The sequence below is a fragment of the Cryobacterium sp. M25 genome (assembly GCF_002929635.1).
Taxonomy (GTDB): Bacteria; Actinomycetota; Actinomycetes; order Actinomycetales; family Microbacteriaceae; genus Cryobacterium; species Cryobacterium sandaracinum.
The window spans coordinates 26,143-48,888 of the sequence record NZ_PJJU01000046.1 but is presented as its reverse complement, the minus strand read 5'-3'; the positions used below and the strand labels follow the sequence as shown (position 1 = coordinate 48,888).

The window sequence follows — 22,746 nt, the reverse complement described above, 5'->3', positions numbered from 1 at the left end:
CCACCCCCGATCCCTCCACAATCAGGGTGTGATCGGGTTATCCACAGGGTGCGTGTAGGTGGGCGGATGCCGCGGGCAATGTCGGTGGGTGCCCGTAGCGTGTGTGTCATGAAGCCCTCATTTATCGAAGAGCAAGAGGCTCTCGGGGAGCATTTCGAGGCGATCGCGGAGGCCGAACTGGCCATCGCCGTGGCGTTCGCCCGGCGGGCGGAGTTGGTCGAGGTGGGCCGCCGCTTCGGGCCGGCCCGGGCGAACGCGGCGGCGCGGCTGCCGGGGTCCCGGTGGGACGCGGCCGAGGTCGCCGAGCGGGAGTTCGTCAGCGAACTGGCCTGCACGATCCGGGTGCCGCGCCGCACGGCCGAGAACCTGATCGCGGAGAGCCGCGCCCTGGCCGGCGAGCTCCCGGCCACCCGGGCCGCCCTCGAGGCCGGCGAGATCAGTTACCAGCACGCGAAGGTGGTGATCAATCAGGCCTGGTCGGTTCCCGACGAGGCCAAGGCGGCGTTCGAGGCGGAGGTTCTGCGGTCGGCAGGCACGGTGACGGCGTCGAAGCTGAAGTACCGGGCCCGGCTGCTCCGGGAGCGCCTGCATCCGGAGACGATCCGGGCCCGGCACCAGAAGTCCGTGCGCGACCGGGCCATGTTCTTCGAGCCCGAGCCCGATGGTATGGCGTCGCTGACCCTGTACGACAGTGCGGAGAAGGTGGCCGGTGCCTACGAGCGGGTGATGCTCGCAGCGTTGAGCCTGCAGGGGCCGGAGGAGGAGCGCACCCTGATGCAGCTCGAGGCGGACGTGTTCGCCGACATCATCCTCGATGGGTCACCCCGTCCGGCCTCGGCAAGGGCATCCGGGGTGCGGTCAACGTGACCGTGCCGGTGCTGACCCTGATGGGTCTCGGTGAGGAGCCGGGGTTCTTGGAGGGGTATGGTCCGATCGACCCGGACACGGCCCGGCAGATCGCGGCCGGGGCGCCGAGTTTCACCCGGATCCTGGTGCACCCGGAGACGGGGGCGGTGCTGTCGGTAGGCCGGAACCGGTACGCGGTCCCGGAAGACCTGAAACGGTTCCTCCGGGTGCGAGACAAAACCTGCCGGTTCCCGGGCTGCAACCGGTCGGCGGCGCATTGCGACCTGGACCATTCCCTGGATTGGCAGTTCGACGGCCTGACCGCGCACGACAACCTCGCGCATCTGTGTCCGGCGTGTCATGCGTTGAAGAGCGAGACCGGGTGGCGGGTGTTGCACCTCGGTGACGGCACGCTTGAGTGGACGTCGCCGACCGGGCGCACGTTCGTGAGTGAGCCGGCCACGGTCATCCGCTCGGCGTCGCCTGTGCCGAGACCCGCACCGGAACCGCGCACCCCTGCGGCTGAGTCCGAGCCCGATCCCGAGCTCGACCCGGCGCCGTACTGACGGGCGGCTCGCCCGGCTGCAGATCCAGAACTCAGTCCCACCCCCAGCGGCTCAGTCGCTGCTTTGAGGGGCTAGCGTTGGGTCATGACTGCGATCACTGACGATCTGCCCGCCCGCCTCCTTCACGAAGAGCACGAAGGGTGGCAGGCGATTCTCGCCGGCCGCGGCGGAGACTATTACCGGCGAACGATGACCGCGGACGGACTGCTGATCCTGCCGGGCAGGATCGTCACCCGCAACGAAGCGATCGCCTTCTTCAAGGAGATGCCCGCCATCACGAGCTACCAGCTCCGCGAGCCGGCCGTGGTGCGCCAGAACGAACACGCCGGGGTGCTCGTCTACCGGCTCCTGGCCCACCGCGGCGACGAGGTGATCGAGGCGAACGCGGCCACGACCTACGTATTCGCCGACGGCGGCTGGTGCGTCGCGACGCACCAGCAGACCGCCCTGTAACGACCGGAGAAGGGCAGCTTTTCCGCTCCGCTGGACCGTCCCGGCAGGGTTGTGAACGCCGGAACCCGGGGATACCGTGGTAGACAAACTGCCACAGAAAGGACTCCGCAATGGCTGATTTCGGTAATGAGGGGCTCGCGGACTTATACCGTCGATCCGGTTCGGTGTCGAGTGCCTACGTTGACGTGACCCAGGATGCGCAGAACCCCCGGCGCACCTCCTCCCTGCGCCAGCGCACACTGCGGGAGGCGCTGACCGATGCCGGTGCCCCGGAGATCGACATCAGCACCATCATCGAGCTGATTGAGGAGCCGCCGGGCGTGGGCGGTCCGATAGGCAGGCTGATGTTCGTGCGGCAGGGCGTGGTCGAATTCAACGAGGTGCTGTCGGGGGAGCCGCTCGGCGAGTTGCTGGTCTCCTACGGGCCGGTGCCCGCTCTGATCCCCCTGCTGATCCACCGCCCACGGGACCTCAGGTACGTGGTGGCCGAGGCCGGGCGCGACGGCGGCGAGGTCACCCTCTACCGGCTCAGCCGCTCGCACCCGGTCTCCAAGGTGAAGGTGGAGGGCGACACGGAGTTTCTCACGAAGGTGGGTTCCGAAGACGACTTCCTCGCGAACGGGCGCTATCAGCACCGCACCGAGGAGGTGTGGAAGCGCAACGAGGGCCAGATCGCCGCCGCGATCGACGAGGTCGTGCGGGACAGTAAGGCTGAGCTGCTCGTGCTCACCGGCGACGTGCGTGCCCGCCAGTTGCTCGTCGACCAGCTCTCTCCCGCCAGCCGCGAGGTGCTGCACGTCGTTCCCACGAACACCCGCCCGGGTGGTGCCACCCAGGAGGAACTCGAAGGTGACCTCAATCGCCACCTCGCGGCGATTCTCGCGCAGGAGGAGCACGACGCCCTCGAGCGGCTGGGGACGGGACAGGGCAGCGGCCTCTGCGAGCTCGACTTCGCGGCCGTGGTGCGGGCCCTGCAGCAGGGCCAGGTCGATGTGCTGATGCTGGCCCCGGACCGGATGGCGGGGACGACTCTGATCGCCCTCGACCGCGAGCCGTGGCTGGCAGCCACCTCGGCCGATGCCCTCGGCGCAAGTGAGCTCGGCTCGGTGCCGGCCGCCGACGCGCTGATCCGTGCGGCGATGCTGACGGATGCACGGGTGATGGTGGTGTCTCCCGGGGAGCTTCCGGCGGAGACGAGCGCCGCCGCTCTGCTGCGCTGGTCGACCCTCCCGGCTCCGGCCGAAGCTCCCACCCCCGCGGAGGCCGAGCTCGCGAAGCTTCCCAGCCGCGGCGATGCGGTGACATTCCCGCGTCGTCGCGCAGCATCCGGTACTCCGGAGTCTTAGCCGCGGCCAGAACGGCGTTCAACGTGGCGAAGGCCACGTCACCGTCCGGGCGGCACCCGGGGCGCGCCGGCCTGAGCCTTGGCACACGGCACGTCGATCTCTTGTTCTATACTGACTAGTCAGTACAAACGAGAGGATCGACGTGCAGTCGACAGTGAGGGCGCACGACCTGGCCCTGCGATTCAAGCGGGGCTCGGTTTACGGGCCCCTGAGCTTTGAGGCCGGCACCGGCCTCACCGTGCTCTGCGGCCCCACCGGCAGCGGCCGCACCAGCCTGATGCTGACCCTGGCCGGTCGCATGAAGCCGAGCGAGGGAACCCTCGAGGTGCTTGGCCACGAGCTGCCCCGCCGGGCCCGCCGGGTGCAGAAGCGCACCGGCATCTCCGGCTTCCACGACATCGACACCCTCGAGGAATCGGTCACCGTCGGCGCCGCAATCCGTGAGCGCACGGCCTGGATCTCCCCCTGGTGGGCGTTCATCCGCTCGGTCGACGACACCGAGGTGCGCCGCGTCTGCGCCCCCGTGTTCGGCGCCGTGCCGATTCCGGCTGCTGACACCGTGATCTGGGACCTCAATGAGGTGCAGACCGTGCTGCTGCGGGCCGCGCTCGCGGTCATGAACGAGCCGAGCATCCTCTTCTTCGACCAGGTCGAGCAGGTGCACGCACCGGAGTCCCGGCGCATCCTCTGGCAGCGCCTCGCCTGTGTCGCCGCCGCCGGAACCAGCGTGATCGCGTCCGCGACCGCGCCCGAAACCGAGATGTGGGCCGAGCTCGGCATCGACCCGGCCGTTGTCGTGATGACCAAGGCCGGGATGACCCCGGCCGTCCCATTGAATCAGGAGACCCGCTGAATGTTCGCCTTCCTCTCCTCCGGCACCGAGCTGCACCGCTTCGGCAAGGGCAAGATGCCCAAGATCGCCCTCGTCGTGCTCATGTTCATCCCGCTCATCTACGGGGCGCTCTACCTCTGGGCCTTCTGGGCGCCCGACCACGAACTCGACCACCTCCCCGTGGCGCTCGTCAACGGAGACGCCGGCGCCAGCCGGGACGGCGACCCGGTCACCGCCGGCCAGGATCTGGTTGACGAGCTGGTCGACGGCCACGAGCTCGGCTGGACCGTGACGAACGGGGCGGATGCCGCCGCGGGCGTCAGGGACGGCGACTACTACTTCTCGGTCACCATCCCGAGCGACTTCTCGGCCAGCGCCGTCTCCGCCGGCACCGACACCCCGCTTTCGGCCACCGTGCAGGTCGACTACAACGACAGCAACAGTTTTCTTGCCACCACCATGGGCAAGCAGGCCATGGTTCAACTGCGGGACGCGGTCGCCACCGAGATCGGCGACCAGACCGTCAATGCGCTCCTGGTGGGGGTGAATGAGGCCGGTGACGGCATCCGTTCGGCAGCGGGTGGCGCCGGCCGGCTGTTCGACGGGCTCACCACAGTGTCGGCCGGGACCGACTCCCTCCTGGTCGGCCTCGATGCCCTTGCCGAGGGAGCGCTCACCCTCGACGACGGCGTTGCGCGCCTCACCGACGGCGCCGGCACCCTGGCGACCGGACTGGACACGCTGTCCGACGGCGCCCGGGCGCTCGCCGGCTCCTCGGTGACCCTCTCCAACGGCACCGTGCAGGTGTCCGAAGGGATGCAGGCCGCCGCCACGGGTGCCGCGACCCTCTCCGAGAAATCGGTGCAGCTCGCCGACGGCGCCGACCAGATCGCCGCGGGAACCGGCACGCTCGCCGGCGGTACCGCCTCGGTGTCGACCGGACTGCACGACCTGCTCCTGCAGATGCAGGCGGCACCGGAAGGCACCCCCGCGTCGGCGTTCCTGCCGGCCGTGGAGCACCTCGGCGCCGGCGCCGGCGTCGTGAACGCGGGTGCCCAAGGCGCGCTCACCCAGACCCAGACCTATGCCGGGCTCAGCGACCAGTTCTCCACCGGAGCCGGGGAACTCTCCGGCAAGCTGATCGCCGGGGCTTCCGGCGCCGCCCAGGTGGCCACCGGTGCCGGGCAACTCTCGGCCGGCGCGTCCTCCCTGGCCGAGGGGGCCGCCACCGCGGCCTCCGGGGCAGACTCCGTACTCGCCGGCAGCGAGCTGCTGAGCGAGGGCACGGGGTCACTGTCCGACGGCACCCGGCAGCTCGTCGACGGAGGCGCGAGCCTGAACACCGGCGCCGCCGAACTCGCCGCCGGCAGCGGCACCCTCGCCGACTCCCTCACCACGGGCGGGCAAAGTGCCCCCGACCTCACCGCGGACCAGATTGCAGAGAAGACGGCCGTAATCGCCAGCCCGGTCACGCTCGTGCAGAAGTGGGAGAACGCCTCCGACAGTTTCGGCGAGGGGTTCGCACCCTTCTTCCTGGCCCTGGCCACCTTCGTCGGCGGGCTGATCACCTGGCTGATCCTGCGGGCTCTGCCTACCCGGGCCCTCGCCAGCGCCGCCTCCGGGCTGCGCTCGACCATGACCGGCTTCCTGCCGGCGATGGCCATCGGGCTCGCCCAGGTCGTGATCATGGTGCTCGTGCTGGTCTACGGCATCGGTCTGCAGCCCGAACACTGGTTCGGGATGAGCGCGTTCCTCTACCTGACGACGCTCGCCTTCCTGGCTCTGCAGCAGATGTTCATCATCCTGCTCGGCACCGCGGCCGGCCGCGTGGTCAGCCTCGTGCTGCTCATGCTGCAGCTGAGTTCGTCGGGCGGCACCTATCCGGTGGAGACCACGCCCGTGTTCTTCCAGGTGCTGCATCCGTTCATGCCGGCGTCGTACGTCGTGACCGGGCTGCGCGAACTGATCACCGGAGGCATCGACTCTAGACTGTGGGTTTCGGTTGCCGTTCTCGCCGTGATGCTGGTCGGCTCGATCGCGATCAGCGCCTGGAGCGCCGGCCGCCAGCGGATCTGGACCGTGGGCCGGCTGCACCCCGAACTGACCATCTAGCGCGGCCCCGGCACCGAACCGAACCTGCCGGCACCGAACCTGCCCGTGGAAAGGAACTCCAATGGCACGCGCCACCGGAACGAAACGCGCCATCCTCGACGCCACGCTGGAGCTGGCCGCGACCAGGGGCATCAGCGGCACCACGATGGATGAGGTCGCCGAGCGGGCCGGGGTGGCCAAGGGCAGCCTGTATTACAACTTCAGCTCCAAAGACAAACTGTTCGAGAAACTGCTGCAGGAGGGGGTCGGCGCGCTCGCCGAGACCCTCCGCGCCGCGTCGGCCGGCCTGCACGGCAGCGCGGCCCTCGAGGCGCTGGTGCGCGCGCTTCTCGACCGGATCGCGGCGAACACAGCACTGTCCAAGCTGATGGCGGCGGAGATCTTCCGCACCGACCGCACCTGGCAGAAGACGCTCTTTGCGCTGCGGCACGAGGCCCTCGCCGTGTTCGCCGACGCGATCGCGGAGGCGAAGCCGGGCAGCCGTGCCGACGCGACCTGCGGTCTGATGGCGTCGAGCGTGTTCGGCGCCGTGCTGATGGCGGGCCTGGAATGGCTCGTTTTCGAACCGGACCGGCCGCGGGACGAGGTCGCCGCGGCCATCCTCGGTTCCCTCTCCGGCGGCCTGTTCGGCGAGGAGCGGTCCGGGCCTTGTTAGGATCGAGTGTGACCGGCGACAATTTGATTAAGCAGCCCGAGACCCTTCTTCCCGCGGAACCGGAGGTGATCGAGGCGCTCCGCCGAGCCGATAGCGGCAGCATTTCCGGCGTGGCGGAGGCCCATCCGACGTCCTCCCTGGCGTGGGCCGTGCTGGCCGACGCCACGCACCTCGAGGGTCGAACCCTGGAGTCCTATGCCTATGCGCGCGTGGGCTACCACCGCGGCCTCGACGCGCTCCGCAAGGCAGGCTGGCACGGCCAGGGTCCGGTGCGCTGGACCCACGAACCCAACCGCGGAGTCCTGCGGGCGCTCTATGCGCTGCGCCGGGCCGCGGGCGAGATCAATGAACAGAACGAGTTCGACCGTCTCACCACCTTCCTGAACGGCGCCGATCCCACGGTGATCAGCCGCCTTGATCAGGAGACCATCACACCGGACGGCTACCGGGCCACCGACCCGGCCCCGCCCACCGAGGCGTTCTTTATCCGAGGAGAAAACTAAATGCCAGCGATCGTTCTGATCGGAGCCCAGTGGGGCGACGAGGGCAAGGGCAAGGCCACCGACCTCCTCGGCAGCCGGGTTGACTACGTGGTCAAATTCAACGGCGGAAACAACGCCGGCCACACCGTGGTCATCGGCACCGAGAAGTACGCGCTGCACCTGCTGCCGTCGGGCATCCTCACCGCCGGTGTCACGCCGATCATCGCCAACGGCGTGGTCGTCGACATTGAGGTGCTCTTCGAAGAACTTGACGCGCTGATCTCCCGCGGCGTGGACGTGTCCGGACTCAAGGTGAGCGCCAACGCTCACATCATCACCCAGTACCACCGCACGGTCGACAAGGTCACCGAGCGTTTCCTCGGCAAGCGCCAGATCGGTACCACCGGCCGTGGCATCGGCCCGACCTACGCCGACAAGATCAACCGCGTCGGCATCCGCGTGCAGGACCTGTTCGACGAGAACATCCTGCGCCAGAAGGTCGAGGGTGCCCTGGCCCAGAAGAACCACCTGCTGGTCAAGGTCTACAACCGTCGCGCGATCACGGTCGACGAAATTGTCCGGGACCTGCTCAGCTACGCCGAGCGTCTGCGCCCGATGGTCGCCGACACCGCCCTGCTGCTGCACGAGGCCCTCACCGCCGGAAAGACCGTGCTCTTCGAGGGCGGCCAGGCCACGATGCTGGATGTCGACCACGGCACCTACCCGTTCGTCACCTCCTCGAACGCGACCTCCGGCGGCGCCGTGACCGGCTCGGGCATCGGCCCGAACCGGATCGACCGGATCATCGCCGTCGTCAAGGCGTACACGACCCGCGTCGGCGCCGGCCCGTTCCCGACCGAACTGTTAGACGAGTCGGGCGAGTTCCTGCGCGCCAACGGTTTCGAGTTCGGCACCACCACGGGGCGCCCGCGCCGCTGCGGCTGGTACGACGCGCCCGTCGCCCGCTACACGGCCCGCATCAACGGGGTGACCGACTTCGTGCTGACCAAGCTCGACGTGCTGACCGGCCTGGACACGATTCCCGTCTGCGTCGCGTACAGCGTCGACGGCGTGCGCTTCGACGAGGTGCCCGTGTCGCAGTCCGACTTCCATCACGCGAAGCCCATCTTCGAGGACTTCCCCGGCTGGACCGATGACATCACCGGCGCCCGCACCTTCGAGGACTTGCCGCGGAACGCGCAGGCCTACGTGCTCGCGATCGAGAAGATGAGCGGCGCCCGCATCTCGGCGATCGGCGTCGGTCCCGGCCGTGAGGAGATCATCTCGCGCCACGATCTCGTCGACTGAGGCAAGCGCGGCTGTGGGCGGCGGTCTGCGGGCTGTGGGCCACGGGCTGTGAACGGCGGGCTGCGGGCGGTGCTGAAGGCCTCCGCCCGGTGCCCTGACGAATCCGACGGAGATTTTGCTGCTGGAGGACGGAAACCGGTCCGCGGCATCCGGTTTCGCCAAAATCTCCGTCGAATTCGTTCGCGCCGACCTGACCGCTGCCGTTCATTCGGTGGCAACCTGGCGCTGCCACAGTGTCGGCATGACTGCCGAACGACCTCAGAGCATCGCCATCGTGGGCCACTATGTGCGGCTCGAACCTCTCACCCGTGCGCTGCTGTCCGAGCTGCACGGCGCGATCGCGCATCCAATGGTTTTCGACGGCGGTTTTGGCGGCGGCCCGGGCGGGCTCCGCACGGACCCGGCCGAGTTCACCGACTGGGCGGATGCCTACGTTCACTGGGCGGGACTGCCCTACGCGGTGCGCTTGGCCGGCGGCCCGCACGCCGGTGACCTCGTGGGCATGTCCACGCTCGGCGACCTGCACCTGCAACACGAGTCGGCCCACGTAGGCTGGACCGCTTACGATCCGCGGGTCTGGGGCACCGCCGTCAACGCGGAGACGAAGCTGCTACTGCTCGGGCTGGCCTTCGACCACGGGTTCGGGCGGGTGAAGATCCAGGCGGATGTGATGAACGTGCGGTCCTGCGCGGCCATCGCGGGCATCGGGGCCACGTATGAGGGGATTATCCGCCGGGAGCGGCGCCGGGCCGACGGCAGCTGGCGGGACACCGTGATCTACTCGATCCTCGACAGCGAGTGGCCTCGGGTGCGGGCCGGGCTGCGGGCGCGGCTCGACGGGTACGGCGCGCGTTCGGTTCAGTACCGGGTGCGGCCGCTCGAGACGAGAGACGTGGCCTGACGGCGGCACCGCCGGATGCCCGTTTGCGTGCTCCGGCGCGCTCCGGCGCGTCGGCCGGCGCGTTCCGGCGTGCTCCGGCGCGTGCTGCGGGCCGCGGTCGAGCGCGTCCGTGCGGAGTGTCGGCGGGGCGCGGTACAGTCGGCAGGTGAGAGACGTTCCCGCCGCCGGACGAATCCGGGTCACCCTGCAGTTCCTGGGCATGGGTGTGGTCTGGGGGTCCAGTTTCCTGTTCATGAAAGTGGCCCTCGAGGGGGTCACGTTCGGCCAGGTGGCGTGGTCGCGGCTGGTGCTCGGCGGTTTCACGCTCGGCCTGATCGTGCTGGTCAGCCGTCCGCGTGTGGCCAATGGGCCGGTGCTGCCGCGCGAGAAGGTGGTCTGGCTGCATTTCCTGGTGATCGCGATCACCGGATGCGTCGTGCCGCACCTTCTGTTCGCGTGGGCGGAGCAGTACGTGTCGTCGAGTCTGGCCAGCATCTACAACGCCGTGACGCCGATCATGACCGCGGTGATGGCGACGCTCGCGTTCCGGGTGGAGCGGCTCGCGCGCGGGCAGGTGGCAGGCATCCTCGTGGGCATCGCCGGCGTGGTCGTGATCATCGCGCCGTGGCGCTACGCGGCCCTGACCGGCGACCTCTGGGGCCAGCTGGCCTGCCTGGGCGCGGCGGTCTGCTACGGCTTCACGTTCGGCTACACCCGCCGGTTCCTGAGCGGCCGGCCGATCGCCCCCGCGACTTTCGCGTTCTTGAACATCGGCATCGCCGGGGCGATCATGCTTGTGGCCACCCCGGTGGTGGCGGCGCATCCGGTGGCACTGACCGTGCCGATCGTGGCCGGACTGCTCACTCTCGGCGCGCTCGGCACTGGCGTGGCCTACATCTGGCACATCAACGTGCTGCGCGCCTGGGGACCGACGAACGCGTCGACGGTGACGTATGTCACACCCGTCGTCGGGGTGCTGCTGGGGGTGCTCGTGCTCTCGGAGACCTTCTCGTGGCACGAGCCGGCCGGGGCGGCGCTGGTGCTGCTCGGCATCCTGCTGACCCAGCGGCGGCTGCGCTTGCCTGGGCGGGCGGGGTCGGCGCGGCGGTCGGCGCGGCCGGTGAGGGCGGCCCGGCCGGCGGAGTCGTCTGGGTCGTCCGGGTCGTCCGGGTCGGCGGAGTCGCCCGCGCCGCTGCAGCGGTCACGGAGTTAATGGCGACCGGTATGGCGCCGGAATCGACACTTCCGGTCGAGATCGACTCGCGCGCCGGGCGAAGTCGACCGGAACTGTCGACCTCGGCGGAGCGGGCGTGGAATGCGTTGGAGCGGGTGGCCGCTTCCGGGTGGTAGCCCGCGGCCTCCATCGAAGACGGCGGGCAGTGCCGGTCGTGCGGTCACCGCGCGCGAAACGGTATCGTCGAACCATGGCTGCACACGAGGAATTGCCCGCCGGCGCGGGGCAGGAAGCGATCGACGAACTGGGCAGCATCCGTCAGAGTATCGACAACATCGACGCCGCGCTGATCCACTTGCTGGCGGAAAGGTTCAAGTTCACCCAGCAGGTCGGACGGCTCAAGGCCACGCACGGCCTGCCCCCCGCCGACCCCGAGCGGGAGCTGCTGCAGATCCAGCGACTGCGCGGACTGGCCGAGGAGGCTCGGCTCGACCCGGCCTTCGCCGAGAAGTTCCTGAACTTCATCATCGCCGAGGTCATCCACCACCACGAGAAGATCGCCGGCACCGAGTCGGCGAACGGGTCCGCGCCGCGAGCTGCGGGGGCACGAACGGATGTCGCACGGCCGGTCGTGGGCACCAGCCCTGATTCTTCCGCCACCACGTCGCCGGCCACCTCATGACTTCTCAGACCTCCGCGCTCCCCGGGGCGGCGCGCGCCCTTCCGGCCCAGTTCGGGAAGACCTTCGTCGTCACCGGCGCCAACGCCGGCCTCGGCTACTTCACCACCGAGCAACTCGCCGCCGCGGGCGCCCACGTCGTGCTGGCCTGCCGCAATCTCGCGAAGACGGAAGCCGCGGTCGCGGCCATCCACGCCCGGGTGCCCGGGGCATCCGTGTCGGCGATACCGCTGGACCTGAGCGACCTCACCCAGGTGCACCGTGCCGCGGACGCGCTGCTGGAGTTGCCGCGGATCGATGGGCTGATCCTGAACGCGGGCATCGTGCACCCGCCGCGCACGCGGGAGCTGAGCCCCGACGGGCACGAACTCGTCTTCGCGACCAACTACCTCGGCCATTTCGCGCTCACCGCGCGGGTGCTGCCGGCTCTGCGGCGCACGCCCGGCAGCCGGGTCGTCGCGCTCGGTTCGATGATTTCGCGGCTGCTGGACTCGCCGCTGCTCGACCTGCAGTTGGAGTCCGGCTACAACCGGTGGAAGGCCTACGCGCAGTCGAAGATCGCCATGCAGGTGTTCGGCTTCGAGCTCGATCGACGGCTGCGGGCGGCCGGAGCCGGCGGCACTGACGGGGTGCAAAGCCTCGTCGCACACCCCGGTTACTCGATTTCGGGTCTGACGCCGGGCATCCGCGGGGTCAATCAGCCGTCGCGTGCGAGCCGGTTCGCCGACACCCTGCAGTCCTTCGGTGCTCAGGGCAAGGACGCCGGGGCCTGGCCCACGGTGAGTGCGGCCGTCGACCCGGATGCCCGTGGCGGCGACTACTACGGCCCTCGCTACCTCACGCGCGGCCTGCCGACGCTGCAGGAGCCCACGCGCACCTCGCTCGACCCCGCGGTCGCAGAGTCGCTCTGGTCACGCTCGGAGCTCCACCTCGGCGCCCCCTTCTCGATCTAGCGGGCGCCCCGCTGCACGGCCCCGCGTGCGCTCAAAACGCCGCCATGCAATGGGGAATGGGGGCGTTTCTAGCGCACGCGCCCCCCTGGAGAGGGTGTGGGGCTGGAGGTGGGATTTAGGGGATCCAACCGCGATCGAGAAGGGCGGTGCGAATTCGGGCGATGATCGCACGGGGAGAGTGGGATTTGTTGACACGGATGACCCGCCACCCTTCTTCCATGGGCTCGTCCAGCCGGTCGATGTCGCGGTGAAACTGTCGTTCGTCTTCGCGGTGCTGCCCGCCGTCATACTCGATCAGGACCTTGTAGCGCAGGTAGGCGAGATCACCCAAGGCCATGAAGGCGCCGTATCGATTGACGAGGGTCAGGTTCACTTCCGGCTCCGGCAGGCCTGCCCGCACGATGAGAAGTCGCAGCACTGTTTCCTTTGCAGAATCGGTGCGCGGACGGACCAGGGCGAGGGCCTCGCGGAGACGACAGGCACCGGGCAAGCCCGCGTGCCGTGCAACGGCCACGTGAAGTTCCGCCATCGTGGCCGGAGGCCGCTGTCGGCGCACGAGGGAGTCGCCAATGATGATCAACTCATCGAGGGTGAGGACCGTCGACAGCTGGACCCACGCGTCGACCGCTGAAGCGACGGCGAGGTGTCCCACCGAAACGACGCGCACCCGGTCCAGCGGAATCAGATGTCCGCGCACGCCCTTGCCCCGGCGGCGCCGGGTCCGAATGCTTGTGCCGACATCCACGATTGACCGCTCAAGGAGTCGCGCGGGGAGAGGCAGCCCGTGGAGAAGCGCGGCCGTCGCGTGGCTGAAGAACTGATCTGACGGCATCCGCACCGCGTAGTCATAGGCCCGGGTGCGCGCTGCTGCACGGATCCGGGCCCACCTGTCCGCGTCGCTGATGGGGGCCGGTGACTGGCCGCGCCCCACAGGCGCCCGCACGCCGTGGAAGGGCCGCGCGAGGTCGCTGCGCCGCAGTCGCCCGGAATTGACTCCCCGCTGTCGAGCGTCGGCGACGGAAAACGGCCCATCGCCGAGCCCGGCCGGCAGCTCAGAAGGCGGTCTCATCGCACGATGATGCCACCCGCTGCGATTCGCACGGTGCTCTATCCACAGGCGCCGACCGCAGGCGCTCGTTCGTGCGCGGAAAGTGCCACTTTGATCCCGGCGATGGCGGCCGATTGGTCGCACGCAGGGGCGAAACGGGGTCGGTCGGTCGGAGGGGAGCGGGAGAACGGGCGGAGGAGGAACCCCTACTGCGCGAAACGGGAGGGGAGGGTGCTGCGGTGACGCGTCTGCAAGTCGGCGAGCGACACCGTGAAGTGGTCCTGGATCTCCAGGCTCGCCGAGGTCGAGTCCGTCACGCCGATGCGCAGCACCGGGTAGCCCCGCCCTTCGCAGAGGCCGAGGAACTTCACGTCGTCTTCCCGAGGAACCGATACGATCACGCGCCCGGCCGACTCCGAGAACAGGGCGACGGATGCGTCGATCCCGTCGCGCTCGCAGATGTCGCCGAGCCACACGCGGGCTCCGACCCCGAACCGAAGCACCGCTTCGGCCAGCGTCTGCGCCAGCCCGCCCGAGCTGAGGTCGTGGGCGCTGTCGATGAGCGCCTCGATCGACGCCGCGTGCAGCAGCCCCGCCAGGGCGGCTTCGCCGGCCAGGTCGACGACGGGCGGCAGCCCGCCCAGGTGGTCGTGGATGACTTCGGCCCAGGCCGAGCCGTCCAGTTCCTCGCGGGTCACGCCGAGCAGGTAGATGTTGTGGCCGTCGTCCTGCCAGCCGCTGGGCACGCGGCGGGCGACGTCGTCGATCACGCCGAGCACGGCGACCACAGGGGTCGGGTGGATCGGCTGGTCGCCGGTCTGGTTGTAGAACGACACGTTACCGCCGGTGACCGGGATCTCGAGCGCCAGGCATCCGTCGGCCAGACCGTCGACGGTCCGGGCGAACTGCCACATCACCTCGGGGTTCTCCGGCGAACCGAAGTTGAGGCAGTCGCTGATGCCGACCGGCACCGCGCCGGTCACGGCCACGTTGCGGTAGGCCTCGGCAAGAGCGAGCTGCGCGCCGCGGTACGGGTCGAGCTGGCAATAACGGCCGTTCGCATCGGTGGCGATGACGAAGCCGAGGCCCGACTCCTCGTCGATCCGGATCATGCCCGCGTCGTCGGGGAACGAGAGGGCCGTGTTGCCCATCACGTAGCGGTCGTACTGGTCGGTGATCCAGCTCGGGTCGGCCAGGTTCGGCGAGCCGAGCAAGGCCAGGAACTGCTCGCGCAGCACCTCGGGTGAGGTCGGGCGGGGCAGCGCGGAGGCGCTGTCGGCCTGCAGCGCGTCGAGCCAGGTGGGGTAGGCGACCGGGCGGTCGTAGACCGGCCCGTCGACCGCGACGGTGCGCGGGTCCACATTGACGATCTCCTCGCCGTGCCAGTCGATGATGAGCCGGCCGGAGTCGGTGACCTCGCCGAGCACGCTGGTCTCGACATCCCATTTGGCGGTGACGGCGAGGAAACCGGCGAGCTTCTCCGGGGTGACGACGGCCATCATGCGTTCCTGGCTCTCGCTCATCAGGATCTCTTCGGCCGTCAGGGCGGGGTCGCGCAGCAGCACCTTGTCGAGCTCGATGAACATGCCGCCGTCGCCGTTGGAGGCAAGCTCGCTGGTGGCGCAGGAGATGCCTGCGGCGCCCAGGTCCTGGATGCCCTCGACGAGCTTCTCGCGGTAGAGCTCGAGGCAGCACTCGATCAGCACCTTCTCGGCGAACGGGTCGCCGACCTGCACGGCGGGGCGTTTGGTGGGGCCGCCTTCGGAGAAGGTGTCCGAGGCGAGAATGGATGCCCCGCCGATGCCGTCGCCGCCGGTGCGGGCTCCGAAGAGCACCACCTGGTTGCCGGTGCCGGTGGCGTTGGCGAGGTGCAGATCCTCGTGGCGCAGCACGCCCACGGAGAGCGCGTTGACGAGCGGGTTGCCCTGGTAGACCTTGTCGAACCAGGTCTCGCCGCCGATGTTGGGCAGGCCGAGGCAGTTGCCGTAGAAGGAGATGCCGGACACGACGCCGTGCACGACGCGGGCGGTGTCGGGGTCGTCGAGACGTCCGAACCGGAGGGCGTCCATCACGGCGACGGGGCGGGCGCCCATCGAGATGATGTCGCGCACGATGCCGCCGACGCCGGTCGCGGCACCCTGGAACGGCTCGATGTAGGAGGGGTGGTTGTGCGACTCGATTTTGAACGTGACCGCCCAGCCCTCGCCGACATCCAGCACGCCGGCGTTCTCGCCCATGCCGACCATGAGGTTCTTTTTCATGGCGGGGGAGACCTTCTCGCCGAACGAGCGCAGGTACTTCTTCGAACTCTTGTAGGAGCAGTGCTCGCTCCACATCACCGAGTACATCGCGAGCTCGCCGCTCGTGGGGCGGCGGCCGAGGATCTGTCGGATCTCGGCGTACTCGCCCGGGGTCAGCCCCAGCGCGTCGAACGGCTGCTCTTTCTCGGGCGTCGCAATCGCGTTTGCAACGGTGTCGGCAATGCCGCGGGAGGGTGTGGTGGTAACAGCGGTCACGAGTGGCGTTCTCCCAGAGATAACGAATGCTTGACCTGGCGAGTCTACCCGCCGCGCCGCTCCAGCGCCGGTTCCGAGGCCGCCCGGCTATAGCCTGGCAGCGGCCTGGCCGCCCGCTAGCTGCGCCCGCCGGGAGGACCCAACGACAGCATCACCGTCATGATCGCCACCGCGGCCACGGCGAAACTGCTGACCAGGATCACCGGACGGTTCAGCATCCAGCGCAGCAGCGTGCCCACCCAGGTGTGGTCGCGCGGGTCGTCGGTGGCGACGCGGCGCCAGTCGCCGTCGAGCCGGCCGGTGCGGTCGAGACGGATGTCGAACGGCACCGTCGCGTAGGGCACGATCGCCGTGGCGACGGCGAGCACCATCAGCCGGACCGGCCAGCGCTGGTTCAGGCCCACCAGCACGGCGGTCAGGGCGTAACTGATGAAGACGAACCCGTGCAGGGAGCCGGCGATCCGCACCGGGGTGCCGCCGGCATCCCCCACGTATTTCAGCAGCATGCCGCCGATCAGGAGGGTCCAGGTCACCGCCTCAGCGATGGCGATGGTGCGGTAGAAGAGGCGGGGAGACACGGGGGAACACTCCAGGGGGTGGGGAACGGGACGAAAGAAGGGGGGAGCTTCGATCTTCGCAGGGTTGCGGGGGAGCCGCGCATCGGCCGAACGGATGACACGGCGGATCAGTGGGGCAGAGGGCTACCCAGCCGACTGTGCGAGTCTGAAGGAATGACGTACCTTCCCGCAGACACCCGTTACGACTCCATGCCCTACCGCCGCACCGGTCGCAGCGGCCTCAAACTTCCCGCCATCTCGCTGGGCCTCTGGCAGAACTTCGGCGGCACCGCGCCGATGGAGACGCAGCGCGCCATCCTGCGCCGCGCCTTCGACCTGGGCGTCACCCACTTCGACCTGGCCAACAACTACGGGCCGCCCAAGGGCAGCGCCGAGAGCAACTTCGGTGTGCACCTCGCTCAGGACTTCGCCCCGCACCGCGACGAACTGGTCATCTCGACCAAGGCCGGCTACGACATGTGGCCGGGCCCGTACGGCAACTTCGGCTCGCGCAAGTACCTGCTCTCGAGCCTCGACCAGTCCCTCGGCCGGATGGGCCTGGACTACGTCGACATCTTCTACTCCCACCGGGCCGACCCGGACACCCCGCTCGAAGAGACCATGGGCGCGCTGCATACGGCCGTCACGAGCGGCCGGGCGCTGTACGCCGGCATCTCCTCGTACTCGCCCGAGCGCACCCGGCAGGCCGCCGCGATCCTCGCCGAGATGGGTACGCCGCTGCTGATCCACCAGCCCTCCTACTCAATGTTCAACCGGTGGGTCGAAGACGGACTGCTCGACACCCTCGACGACCTCGGCGTCGGCTGCATCGCCTTCTCCCCGCTGGCGCAGGGGCTGCTCACCGACCGCTACCTGAACGGGGTGCCCGAGGGGTCCCGAGCCTCGCAGGCCGGCTCGATGAGCCGCGAGATGGTGAACGACCAGACGGTGGGGCGCATCCGTGCCCTGACCGAGATCGCGGATGCCCGCGGTCAGTCGCTCGCCCAGCTCGCCCTGTCGTGGGTGCTGCGACGCGAAACCGTCACCACGGCGCTCGTCGGCGCCTCCTCGGTGAAGCAGTTGGAGACGAACATCGCCGCGATCGACAACCTCGCGTTCACCGACGCCGAGATCACGGCGATCGACGAGCACGCCGTCGACATGGGCATCAACCTGTGGGAGCCGTCCAGCGCCGTCTAGCCTGGCGACATCGACGGATGATTCGGGCGGGCCGCTGCGGCGCCCGCGCCGTGATCGCCGGGAAACTTTCCTGGACAGTTTATTAAAAGCAGAGTTATCCTTTTAATGAATCGTACGATGAGATCGAGGAGACTGCTAGTGGCAAGAATGAGTGTGGAAGTGGAACTCGAGAAGGGCCAGGTGACGAAGTACCGGCGTCACGAGAACGGGCGTGGACTGGTGTCGCCCGGTGCCCAGGTGAACCCGAGCGCCTACGTGTCGAGCGCAACGTATGTGGAAAGTGACGCCCAGGTCGGGCCTGAATCGTGGATCGGGCAGGGGAGCTGGATCGACCACGGGGCGATCATCGGCGCGCGGGTCTTCGTCGGCGCGAACGTGCATATCGGAGCCGATGCGATTGTCGGAAACGAGGCGCGCCTGGCCAGCAACACGGACATCGGCCGTGGGGCTTTCATCGCCGATGGTGCGGTCATCGACCACGAAATTGCGGTCCCGGAGTTCACCGACGTCAGTGCACGGCCGACCGCCCGAGCACGCACGGTTCCACCGGGGGGCCTGTCGGCGGCATCCGGTCCCGACCGTGCCGGATGGCGGCGAACCTGGGGTGCTCGACGCACGCCGTCACCTCGCCTGCCGGTCCCCCCGGTGTTGGTCACGGTGTCCTAAGCCTCAATCCACCGGTGAGGCTGGGGAATTGACGGCGCGTAAAACAGAGAATGCCTTCCAGATCAGGAAAAGTAGAACTTACTTAGGGTTCATTTCGACTGACACGAAAGGCATCTCGTAGATGCAATTTTTCCATAGATCCACGGCCTTGTCAGCGTCCTTCGATGACACCAATCTCGTGTCGGCCGCCGGACTCGTCCCTGCGATGATGTTGGCCGCCTCCACAGGCCTGGGCGAGCTTGCCAGCCGGTGGTTGACGTTGCCGGGGTACTTCGGGGCGAACGCGGGGTTGAAAGTCACCGCGTTGGTCGCGGGGATGCTCGCCGGCGCGGACTCGAACGATGACATGGCTCTGCTCCGCCACGGCGGGATGAAGAAACTCTTCGCCGATGCCAGACATCAGGCGCTTGCGCGGAGATCGAAGGGGCCATTCGCCCGGCTCGCGCGGCCGCCTGAAACCATTCACCCTTGGAGTCAACTGAACTCGAGGCAGTCCCTTGTGAGTCTTGTGCGATTTGTGAGTCTTGTGAGTTTGGGCCGCACCCGACATTCCTGCCAAATGTGGGCACGCGTGAACCTCTCCGCCCGTAAAGGCGCCGGAGTCTGCCCGCCACACGCCCGACGCGCGGCACACTCGTCCGGTGCGCTGCGATCCGCCGCAGACGGAAAACCAAGCTAATGCAGAGTATGAAATGCTTTATAAGCGTTAGTGTATAAAATAATAGGCGTTAGGAAGGAGATTCAATGGTCGAGAAGCGATTAACCCCCATCCCCGTCCGGCGTGCTCTCCGTGAACTTGGTATAGACATTCAGACGTGGCGGAAACTTCTCGGGTTGACTGCGGCGCAGGTCGCCGATCGCGCGGGCATGAGCCGGGCAACCCTCCACAAGCTGGAATCGGGGCAGGGAGGCGTCAGCCTCGAGACCGCGCTGCGTGTCTTCCGGGCACTTGGAATCATGGACACGGTCGTTGAGAGCGCCGACCCTTATCGCAGCGACATCGGCCGGCTTCGCTCCGAGGAAGTTCTCCCGCAGCGTGTGCGTCAGAGCCGGCCGAAGAAACAGGCCGATGTCTGACGCGGAAGTCTGGGTGCAAATAGACGGTGTCGACGTCCGCGCGGGCACGGTCTACGCGCATCGTCGACGCAACTCCGAGAGCGCCACTTTCACCTACGACATCGATTATCTGGCCAGACCAGACGCGTACTCGCTCGATCCGGGGCTACCCCTCTCATCCGGGTCTTTCAACACTGCGGACGGGCGTCGCCTTTTCGGGGCGTTCACGGACTGCGCTCCCGACCGCTGGGGACGCAAACTCATCGAAAGATCCGAACATCACCGTGCCGCACAAGGCGGTGGAGCTGAACGCAGTTTCGGCGAACTTGATTACACGCTCGGTGTTCGCGACGACCTTCGTCAGGGCGCCTTCCGGTTCCGTCATCCGGGGACCACTGATTGGCTGGGGCCGGCGGCTGCAAGCGTGCCGCACCTGGTCGGCCTGTCGAGGCTTCTCCACGCTGTTGAATCTGTTGAGAGCGACCATCCCGATGACGAATCGTTGCGGCTACTCCTGCGTGCGGGAAGCTCTATCGGTGGTGCCCGGCCCAAAGCTGCCGTTGTCAACAGCCGGGGTGCATTGCTCATTGCGAAGTTCCCCCGTGTTGCCTCCGACGAATGGGACGTCATGGCGTGGGAGCAGCTCGCTCTGACGCTGGCCAGCCGGGCAGGCATTCGAACGCCGCGCACTGAATTGATGAGTGTCGCAGGCCGGAACGTGCTGCTGCTCAACAGGTTCGACAGAGTCGGGGATCGTCGCATCGGATATGTGAGCGCTATGACGATGCTCGAAGCAGTTGACGGCGAGCACCGCAGCTACTTGGAAATCGCCGAGGTCATTGAGCAGTCATCCTCATCTGCGACGCGTGACCTTCGCGAGCTGTGGCGCCGGATCGCGTTCTCAATCCTGATCTCTAACACCGACGACCATCTCAGAAACCACGGGTTCCTCCGGTCGGACACCACACGCAGCTGGGACTTGTCTCCCGCGTTCGACCTCAACCCCAACCCGGCAGCGGGACCCAAGGAGTTGTCCACGTCCATCGACTACGACACCTTTTTCGCGGACACCGCCGCCCTCCTAGACGTGGCTCGGTACTTCCGTGTGAAAGACGCCGTCGCATTGCTATTAGAAGTCAAGGCCGCTGTCTCCGGGTGGGTCGTGGAAGCCCGCCGACTCAACATCCCGGAAAGCGAAATTGACCTCATGGCTGGCGCGTTCGTTGCCGGATGAGCCCAGCAGGCTGGACGGGCCGAGTGTTCAAGTACCCGACGCCGGTAGCGGGGGTTTCGCGATCTGATTCATCTGCTCACGCTGGCGCTGAAGAGCCGGAGCGAGTACGGTATCAGCGATTTCCGAGACCAGGCGTGGAACTAATCGGATAAGCCGTTTGCGGGGCTTTGTTGCGCGTAGGCCAACTGCGCGCAACAGAGACTCGGCCGATGGAACTCTCCCTCGCTCCGTATCCGCTAGGGGTTCTGCGAGGATTGAATCCCATTAGATGCTGACCGGACTCGCCCGGCCGACCATTGGCGTCGTGCAGATCGTCGGGAACAACGTTATTGGTGGATGGCACAACCCGCGCCCGCAGTAGTTTCTTCCCGACGTGCCCGGCTTCTAGGGCTGAATGTCGGCCAAGGAATTTATTGCGGGGACTCGGGCGACTCGTCGCGATCGACCGGCGCATCCTGGGCGGTCTCGTCGGAACGTTACCCGGCAGCGGCCCCGACGCGACTTTCCCAAATTGCCTCAGTAGAACCTTCGTGCAGGGCCTTGGCCAGTGGCAGGAGAGTTCGGCGTAGGAGCGCTCGCCCGGCAGGGTGCAGTAACCGCCTCTCTTTGCTGAGATCGACGAGGGCGACAGGCTCACCTGGCGAGCTCTGCTAGCTCCTCGGCGAGCAGACCCTGCAGCGTGGCCAAGTCGGGGCAAGCATCGGGGTCGGCGATGAGAGTGATCGTGAGATCGCCTGCGTATGAGAGCACAGTGAATGAGACGGTCACGTTTCCCGTCGCGGCGCTCAGCGGGACAATCGCGGTGACCGGGCAGCCAAAGATTGAGAGTCGCTGTTCTGGCCCGCGCAAATTGCTTACAAAGGTGTGGATTAGACGCTGCCGGTCGACGAACCATTGGAATAGTCCCAGCTGCGCGAGCACCCGGAAAAAACGGGCCGAGCAGGGCGGTCGTCGCACCGGGCGACGACCGTTTGGCCTTCCGGGTCCCCTCTGCTACGAATCGCAATCGACTTTCCGCGGCGCCGACGCCGGGTACCCGGATCGGGATAACCCCGCTGCGATTGCCTAGGTCTCCGTGCGTCGTGGCGCGCCGCCAGGAGAACGGCACCGAGACGATGAACCGGTCGACAGCCTCGTCGCGCAACGCGAGGAGCCGGTGCAGTGCGCCACCGATCGCGGTGAGCACGACGTCGTTGACCGTGGCTTTCTGGGCGTTACCGGCGTTGCGGATTTCGTCCAGCGCCACCGTGACCGTAGCGAGGCTTCGTCGCGGGCCGGTCGGTCGGTTGAGCGAGGTTGACCTCAGGCGCGTCCACCGCACCGACCGCAATTCCCGGGCCGCATCAAGGAGGCGGCGCAGCAGAGCGGGGAGAGCTCGCAGTGAACCTAGCCGGCGGGTCCAGGCGCCGATGGCGAGCTGGCGAATGGATGCTTGCGGCCGCGGGAAATCGGATTCACGCGTCTTCGGGCCCACGGCCCTGGGCGTCCCGGTAGCGTCCGACTGGTCGACGAGCCCGCCCAGCACGACCAGGCCAGCCACGCCGTCGGCGAGCACGTGGTGAAAGACGACGATCAACGCGGCTTGGTGCCGCGCTACTCCGGTGACAAGAGTGGCTGCCCAGAGCGCACGGGTGCGCGGCAGCGGAGTGACGAGCAGCACTGCGGCTAGATCGAGTACCGCCTGCTCGCCCCCGGGGGCCGGGCAGGGGACGACGCTCACGTGCTGGGTCACGTCGAAATCGGCATCGTCCGCCCAGATCGGACGTCCGCAGCCGAACGGCGCGGGCACGAGCCTCTGCCGTAGGCGCGGCACGCCCGGTAGACGCTGGGCGAGAAGGTCGACAGCCCGCTCGACATCGAGCCCAGTCCCCGTACCGAGCACGTCAGCCGTGTCGATGATCAGCACGGCACCTACCTGCAGTGGCGAGGCTCCACGCTCGGTTGCCAGCGACATCAGATCGTCGGTACTCACCCGGTCGATCGAAAACGACACCCCCATTTCCCCAACCTATACCCACGGCAATCGGGCACGTCGTGCCTGTGATTGAGCCTGGCAAAAACACGGACAATCTCGACCACCGGCGGTGTGGCGAACCCCGACATGAACCCGTTCTCTCGGTGCGTGGACTTGGTGACGGATGTCTCATCACTGATGCCACCGGATATGCGGCCTTAGGATTCCC

At 67.9% G+C, this 22,746-nt stretch carries 20 protein-coding genes and 3 pseudogenes; 18 read left to right on the top strand and 5 right to left on the bottom strand.

The genetic code is table 11. The annotated features are described in order from the left end of the window. Window positions 1–108 precede the first annotated feature (108 nt). From CXY81_RS17220 to CXY81_RS06185, 13 genes and pseudogenes are all read left to right on the top strand, one after another. On the top strand, window positions 109–867 hold the full coding sequence (locus tag CXY81_RS17220) for a DUF222 domain-containing protein (RefSeq protein ID WP_158252016.1): 759 nt from the start codon (window positions 109–111) through the stop codon (window positions 865–867). Beyond that, window positions 864–1,412 (top strand): HNH endonuclease signature motif containing protein, encoded by a 549-nt coding sequence (locus CXY81_RS17215; protein WP_104194334.1) that lies wholly within the window; start codon window positions 864–866, stop codon window positions 1,410–1,412. The genes CXY81_RS17220 and CXY81_RS17215 overlap by 4 nt, the downstream gene beginning before the upstream one ends. A gap of 84 nt (window positions 1,413–1,496) precedes the next feature. Continuing rightward, window positions 1,497–1,865, top strand: coding sequence for a DUF4440 domain-containing protein (locus CXY81_RS06235; protein ID WP_104099425.1), 369 nt, complete (start codon window positions 1,497–1,499; stop codon window positions 1,863–1,865). Window positions 1,866–1,975: 110 nt separating this feature from the next. Then, entirely contained in the window at window positions 1,976–3,211 is a 1,236-nt protein-coding gene (locus CXY81_RS06230) for a hypothetical protein (protein WP_104169550.1), read from the top strand. Window positions 3,212–3,353: 142 nt separating this feature from the next. Further along, the gene (locus CXY81_RS06225; protein ID WP_134542656.1) at window positions 3,354–4,064 is read left to right on the top strand and encodes an ATP-binding cassette domain-containing protein; all 711 of its coding nucleotides are present in this window, start codon (window positions 3,354–3,356) and stop codon (window positions 4,062–4,064) included. After that, window positions 4,065–6,155 carry a YhgE/Pip family protein gene (locus CXY81_RS06220; RefSeq protein ID WP_104194331.1) on the top strand — a complete coding sequence of 697 codons (2,091 nt, stop codon included), beginning with the start codon at window positions 4,065–4,067 and terminating at the stop codon, window positions 6,153–6,155. A gap of 61 nt (window positions 6,156–6,216) precedes the next feature. Next, window positions 6,217–6,810 carry a TetR/AcrR family transcriptional regulator gene (locus CXY81_RS06215; protein WP_104099429.1) on the top strand — a complete coding sequence of 198 codons (594 nt, stop codon included), beginning with the start codon at window positions 6,217–6,219 and terminating at the stop codon, window positions 6,808–6,810. Window positions 6,811–6,818: 8 nt separating this feature from the next. Then, window positions 6,819–7,313 carry a DUF3151 domain-containing protein gene (locus CXY81_RS16900; protein ID WP_369828345.1) on the top strand — a complete coding sequence of 165 codons (495 nt, stop codon included), beginning with the start codon at window positions 6,819–6,821 and terminating at the stop codon, window positions 7,311–7,313. Next, a complete protein-coding gene (locus CXY81_RS06205) occupies window positions 7,314–8,600 on the top strand; it encodes an adenylosuccinate synthase (RefSeq protein ID WP_104194329.1) in 1,287 nt (428 codons plus the stop codon). Window positions 8,601–8,841: 241 nt separating this feature from the next. Further along, window positions 8,842–9,501, top strand: coding sequence for a GNAT family N-acetyltransferase (locus CXY81_RS06200; RefSeq protein ID WP_233194019.1), 660 nt, complete (start codon window positions 8,842–8,844; stop codon window positions 9,499–9,501). A gap of 199 nt (window positions 9,502–9,700) precedes the next feature. Beyond that, window positions 9,701–10,693 (top strand): DMT family transporter, encoded by a 993-nt coding sequence (locus CXY81_RS06195; protein ID WP_104194346.1) that lies wholly within the window; start codon window positions 9,701–9,703, stop codon window positions 10,691–10,693. Window positions 10,694–10,904: 211 nt separating this feature from the next. Then, window positions 10,905–11,231, top strand: a pseudogene (locus tag CXY81_RS06190) (chorismate mutase); the annotation flags it as partial. A gap of 101 nt (window positions 11,232–11,332) precedes the next feature. After that, the gene (locus CXY81_RS06185) at window positions 11,333–12,286 is read left to right on the top strand and encodes an SDR family NAD(P)-dependent oxidoreductase (protein WP_104194327.1); all 954 of its coding nucleotides are present in this window, start codon (window positions 11,333–11,335) and stop codon (window positions 12,284–12,286) included. A gap of 115 nt (window positions 12,287–12,401) precedes the next feature. On the opposite strand, the gene CXY81_RS06180 is transcribed toward CXY81_RS06185, so the two are convergent. The 3 genes from CXY81_RS06180 to CXY81_RS06170 all read right to left on the bottom strand — a co-directional run bounded on the left by CXY81_RS06180 (window position 12,402) and on the right by CXY81_RS06170 (window position 16,428). Beyond that, entirely contained in the window at window positions 12,402–13,355 is a 954-nt protein-coding gene (locus CXY81_RS06180; RefSeq protein WP_104194326.1) for a hypothetical protein, read from the bottom strand. A 185-nt stretch (window positions 13,356–13,540) separates the two neighbouring features. After that, window positions 13,541–15,850, bottom strand: coding sequence for a phosphoribosylformylglycinamidine synthase subunit PurL (gene purL, locus CXY81_RS06175; protein ID WP_104169558.1), 2,310 nt, complete (start codon window positions 15,848–15,850; stop codon window positions 13,541–13,543). 116 nt (window positions 15,851–15,966) lie between these two features. Next, entirely contained in the window at window positions 15,967–16,428 is a 462-nt protein-coding gene (locus CXY81_RS06170) for a DUF3817 domain-containing protein (protein WP_104194325.1), read from the bottom strand. A 153-nt stretch (window positions 16,429–16,581) separates the two neighbouring features. Between CXY81_RS06170 and mgrA the strand changes: the two genes are divergently transcribed. The 5 genes and pseudogenes from mgrA to CXY81_RS06145 all read left to right on the top strand — a co-directional run bounded on the left by mgrA (window position 16,582) and on the right by CXY81_RS06145 (window position 20,563). After that, on the top strand, window positions 16,582–17,607 hold the full coding sequence (mgrA, locus tag CXY81_RS06165; RefSeq protein ID WP_104169560.1) for an L-glyceraldehyde 3-phosphate reductase: 1,026 nt from the start codon (window positions 16,582–16,584) through the stop codon (window positions 17,605–17,607). Window positions 17,608–17,754: 147 nt separating this feature from the next. Further along, a complete protein-coding gene (locus CXY81_RS06160) occupies window positions 17,755–18,273 on the top strand; it encodes a hypothetical protein (RefSeq protein WP_233194022.1) in 519 nt (172 codons plus the stop codon). A gap of 121 nt (window positions 18,274–18,394) precedes the next feature. Then, window positions 18,395–18,661 (top strand): annotated as a pseudogene (locus CXY81_RS06155) (IS1380 family transposase); the annotation flags it as partial. A gap of 356 nt (window positions 18,662–19,017) precedes the next feature. Then, the gene (locus CXY81_RS06150; RefSeq protein ID WP_104194324.1) at window positions 19,018–19,350 is read left to right on the top strand and encodes a helix-turn-helix domain-containing protein; all 333 of its coding nucleotides are present in this window, start codon (window positions 19,018–19,020) and stop codon (window positions 19,348–19,350) included. Then, a complete protein-coding gene (locus CXY81_RS06145; RefSeq protein ID WP_104194323.1) occupies window positions 19,343–20,563 on the top strand; it encodes a type II toxin-antitoxin system HipA family toxin in 1,221 nt (406 codons plus the stop codon). The genes CXY81_RS06150 and CXY81_RS06145 overlap by 8 nt, the downstream gene beginning before the upstream one ends. Before the next feature lie 633 nt (window positions 20,564–21,196). Here CXY81_RS06145 and CXY81_RS06140 read toward each other — a convergent pair. Both CXY81_RS06140 and CXY81_RS17440 read right to left on the bottom strand, forming a co-directional pair. Further along, window positions 21,197–21,484 (bottom strand): WS/DGAT domain-containing protein, encoded by a 288-nt coding sequence (locus tag CXY81_RS06140; RefSeq protein ID WP_158252014.1) that lies wholly within the window; start codon window positions 21,482–21,484, stop codon window positions 21,197–21,199. A gap of 274 nt (window positions 21,485–21,758) precedes the next feature. After that, a pseudogene (locus CXY81_RS17440) lies at window positions 21,759–22,517 on the bottom strand (wax ester/triacylglycerol synthase domain-containing protein); the annotation flags it as partial. Between the last annotated feature and the right edge of the window lie 229 nt (window positions 22,518–22,746).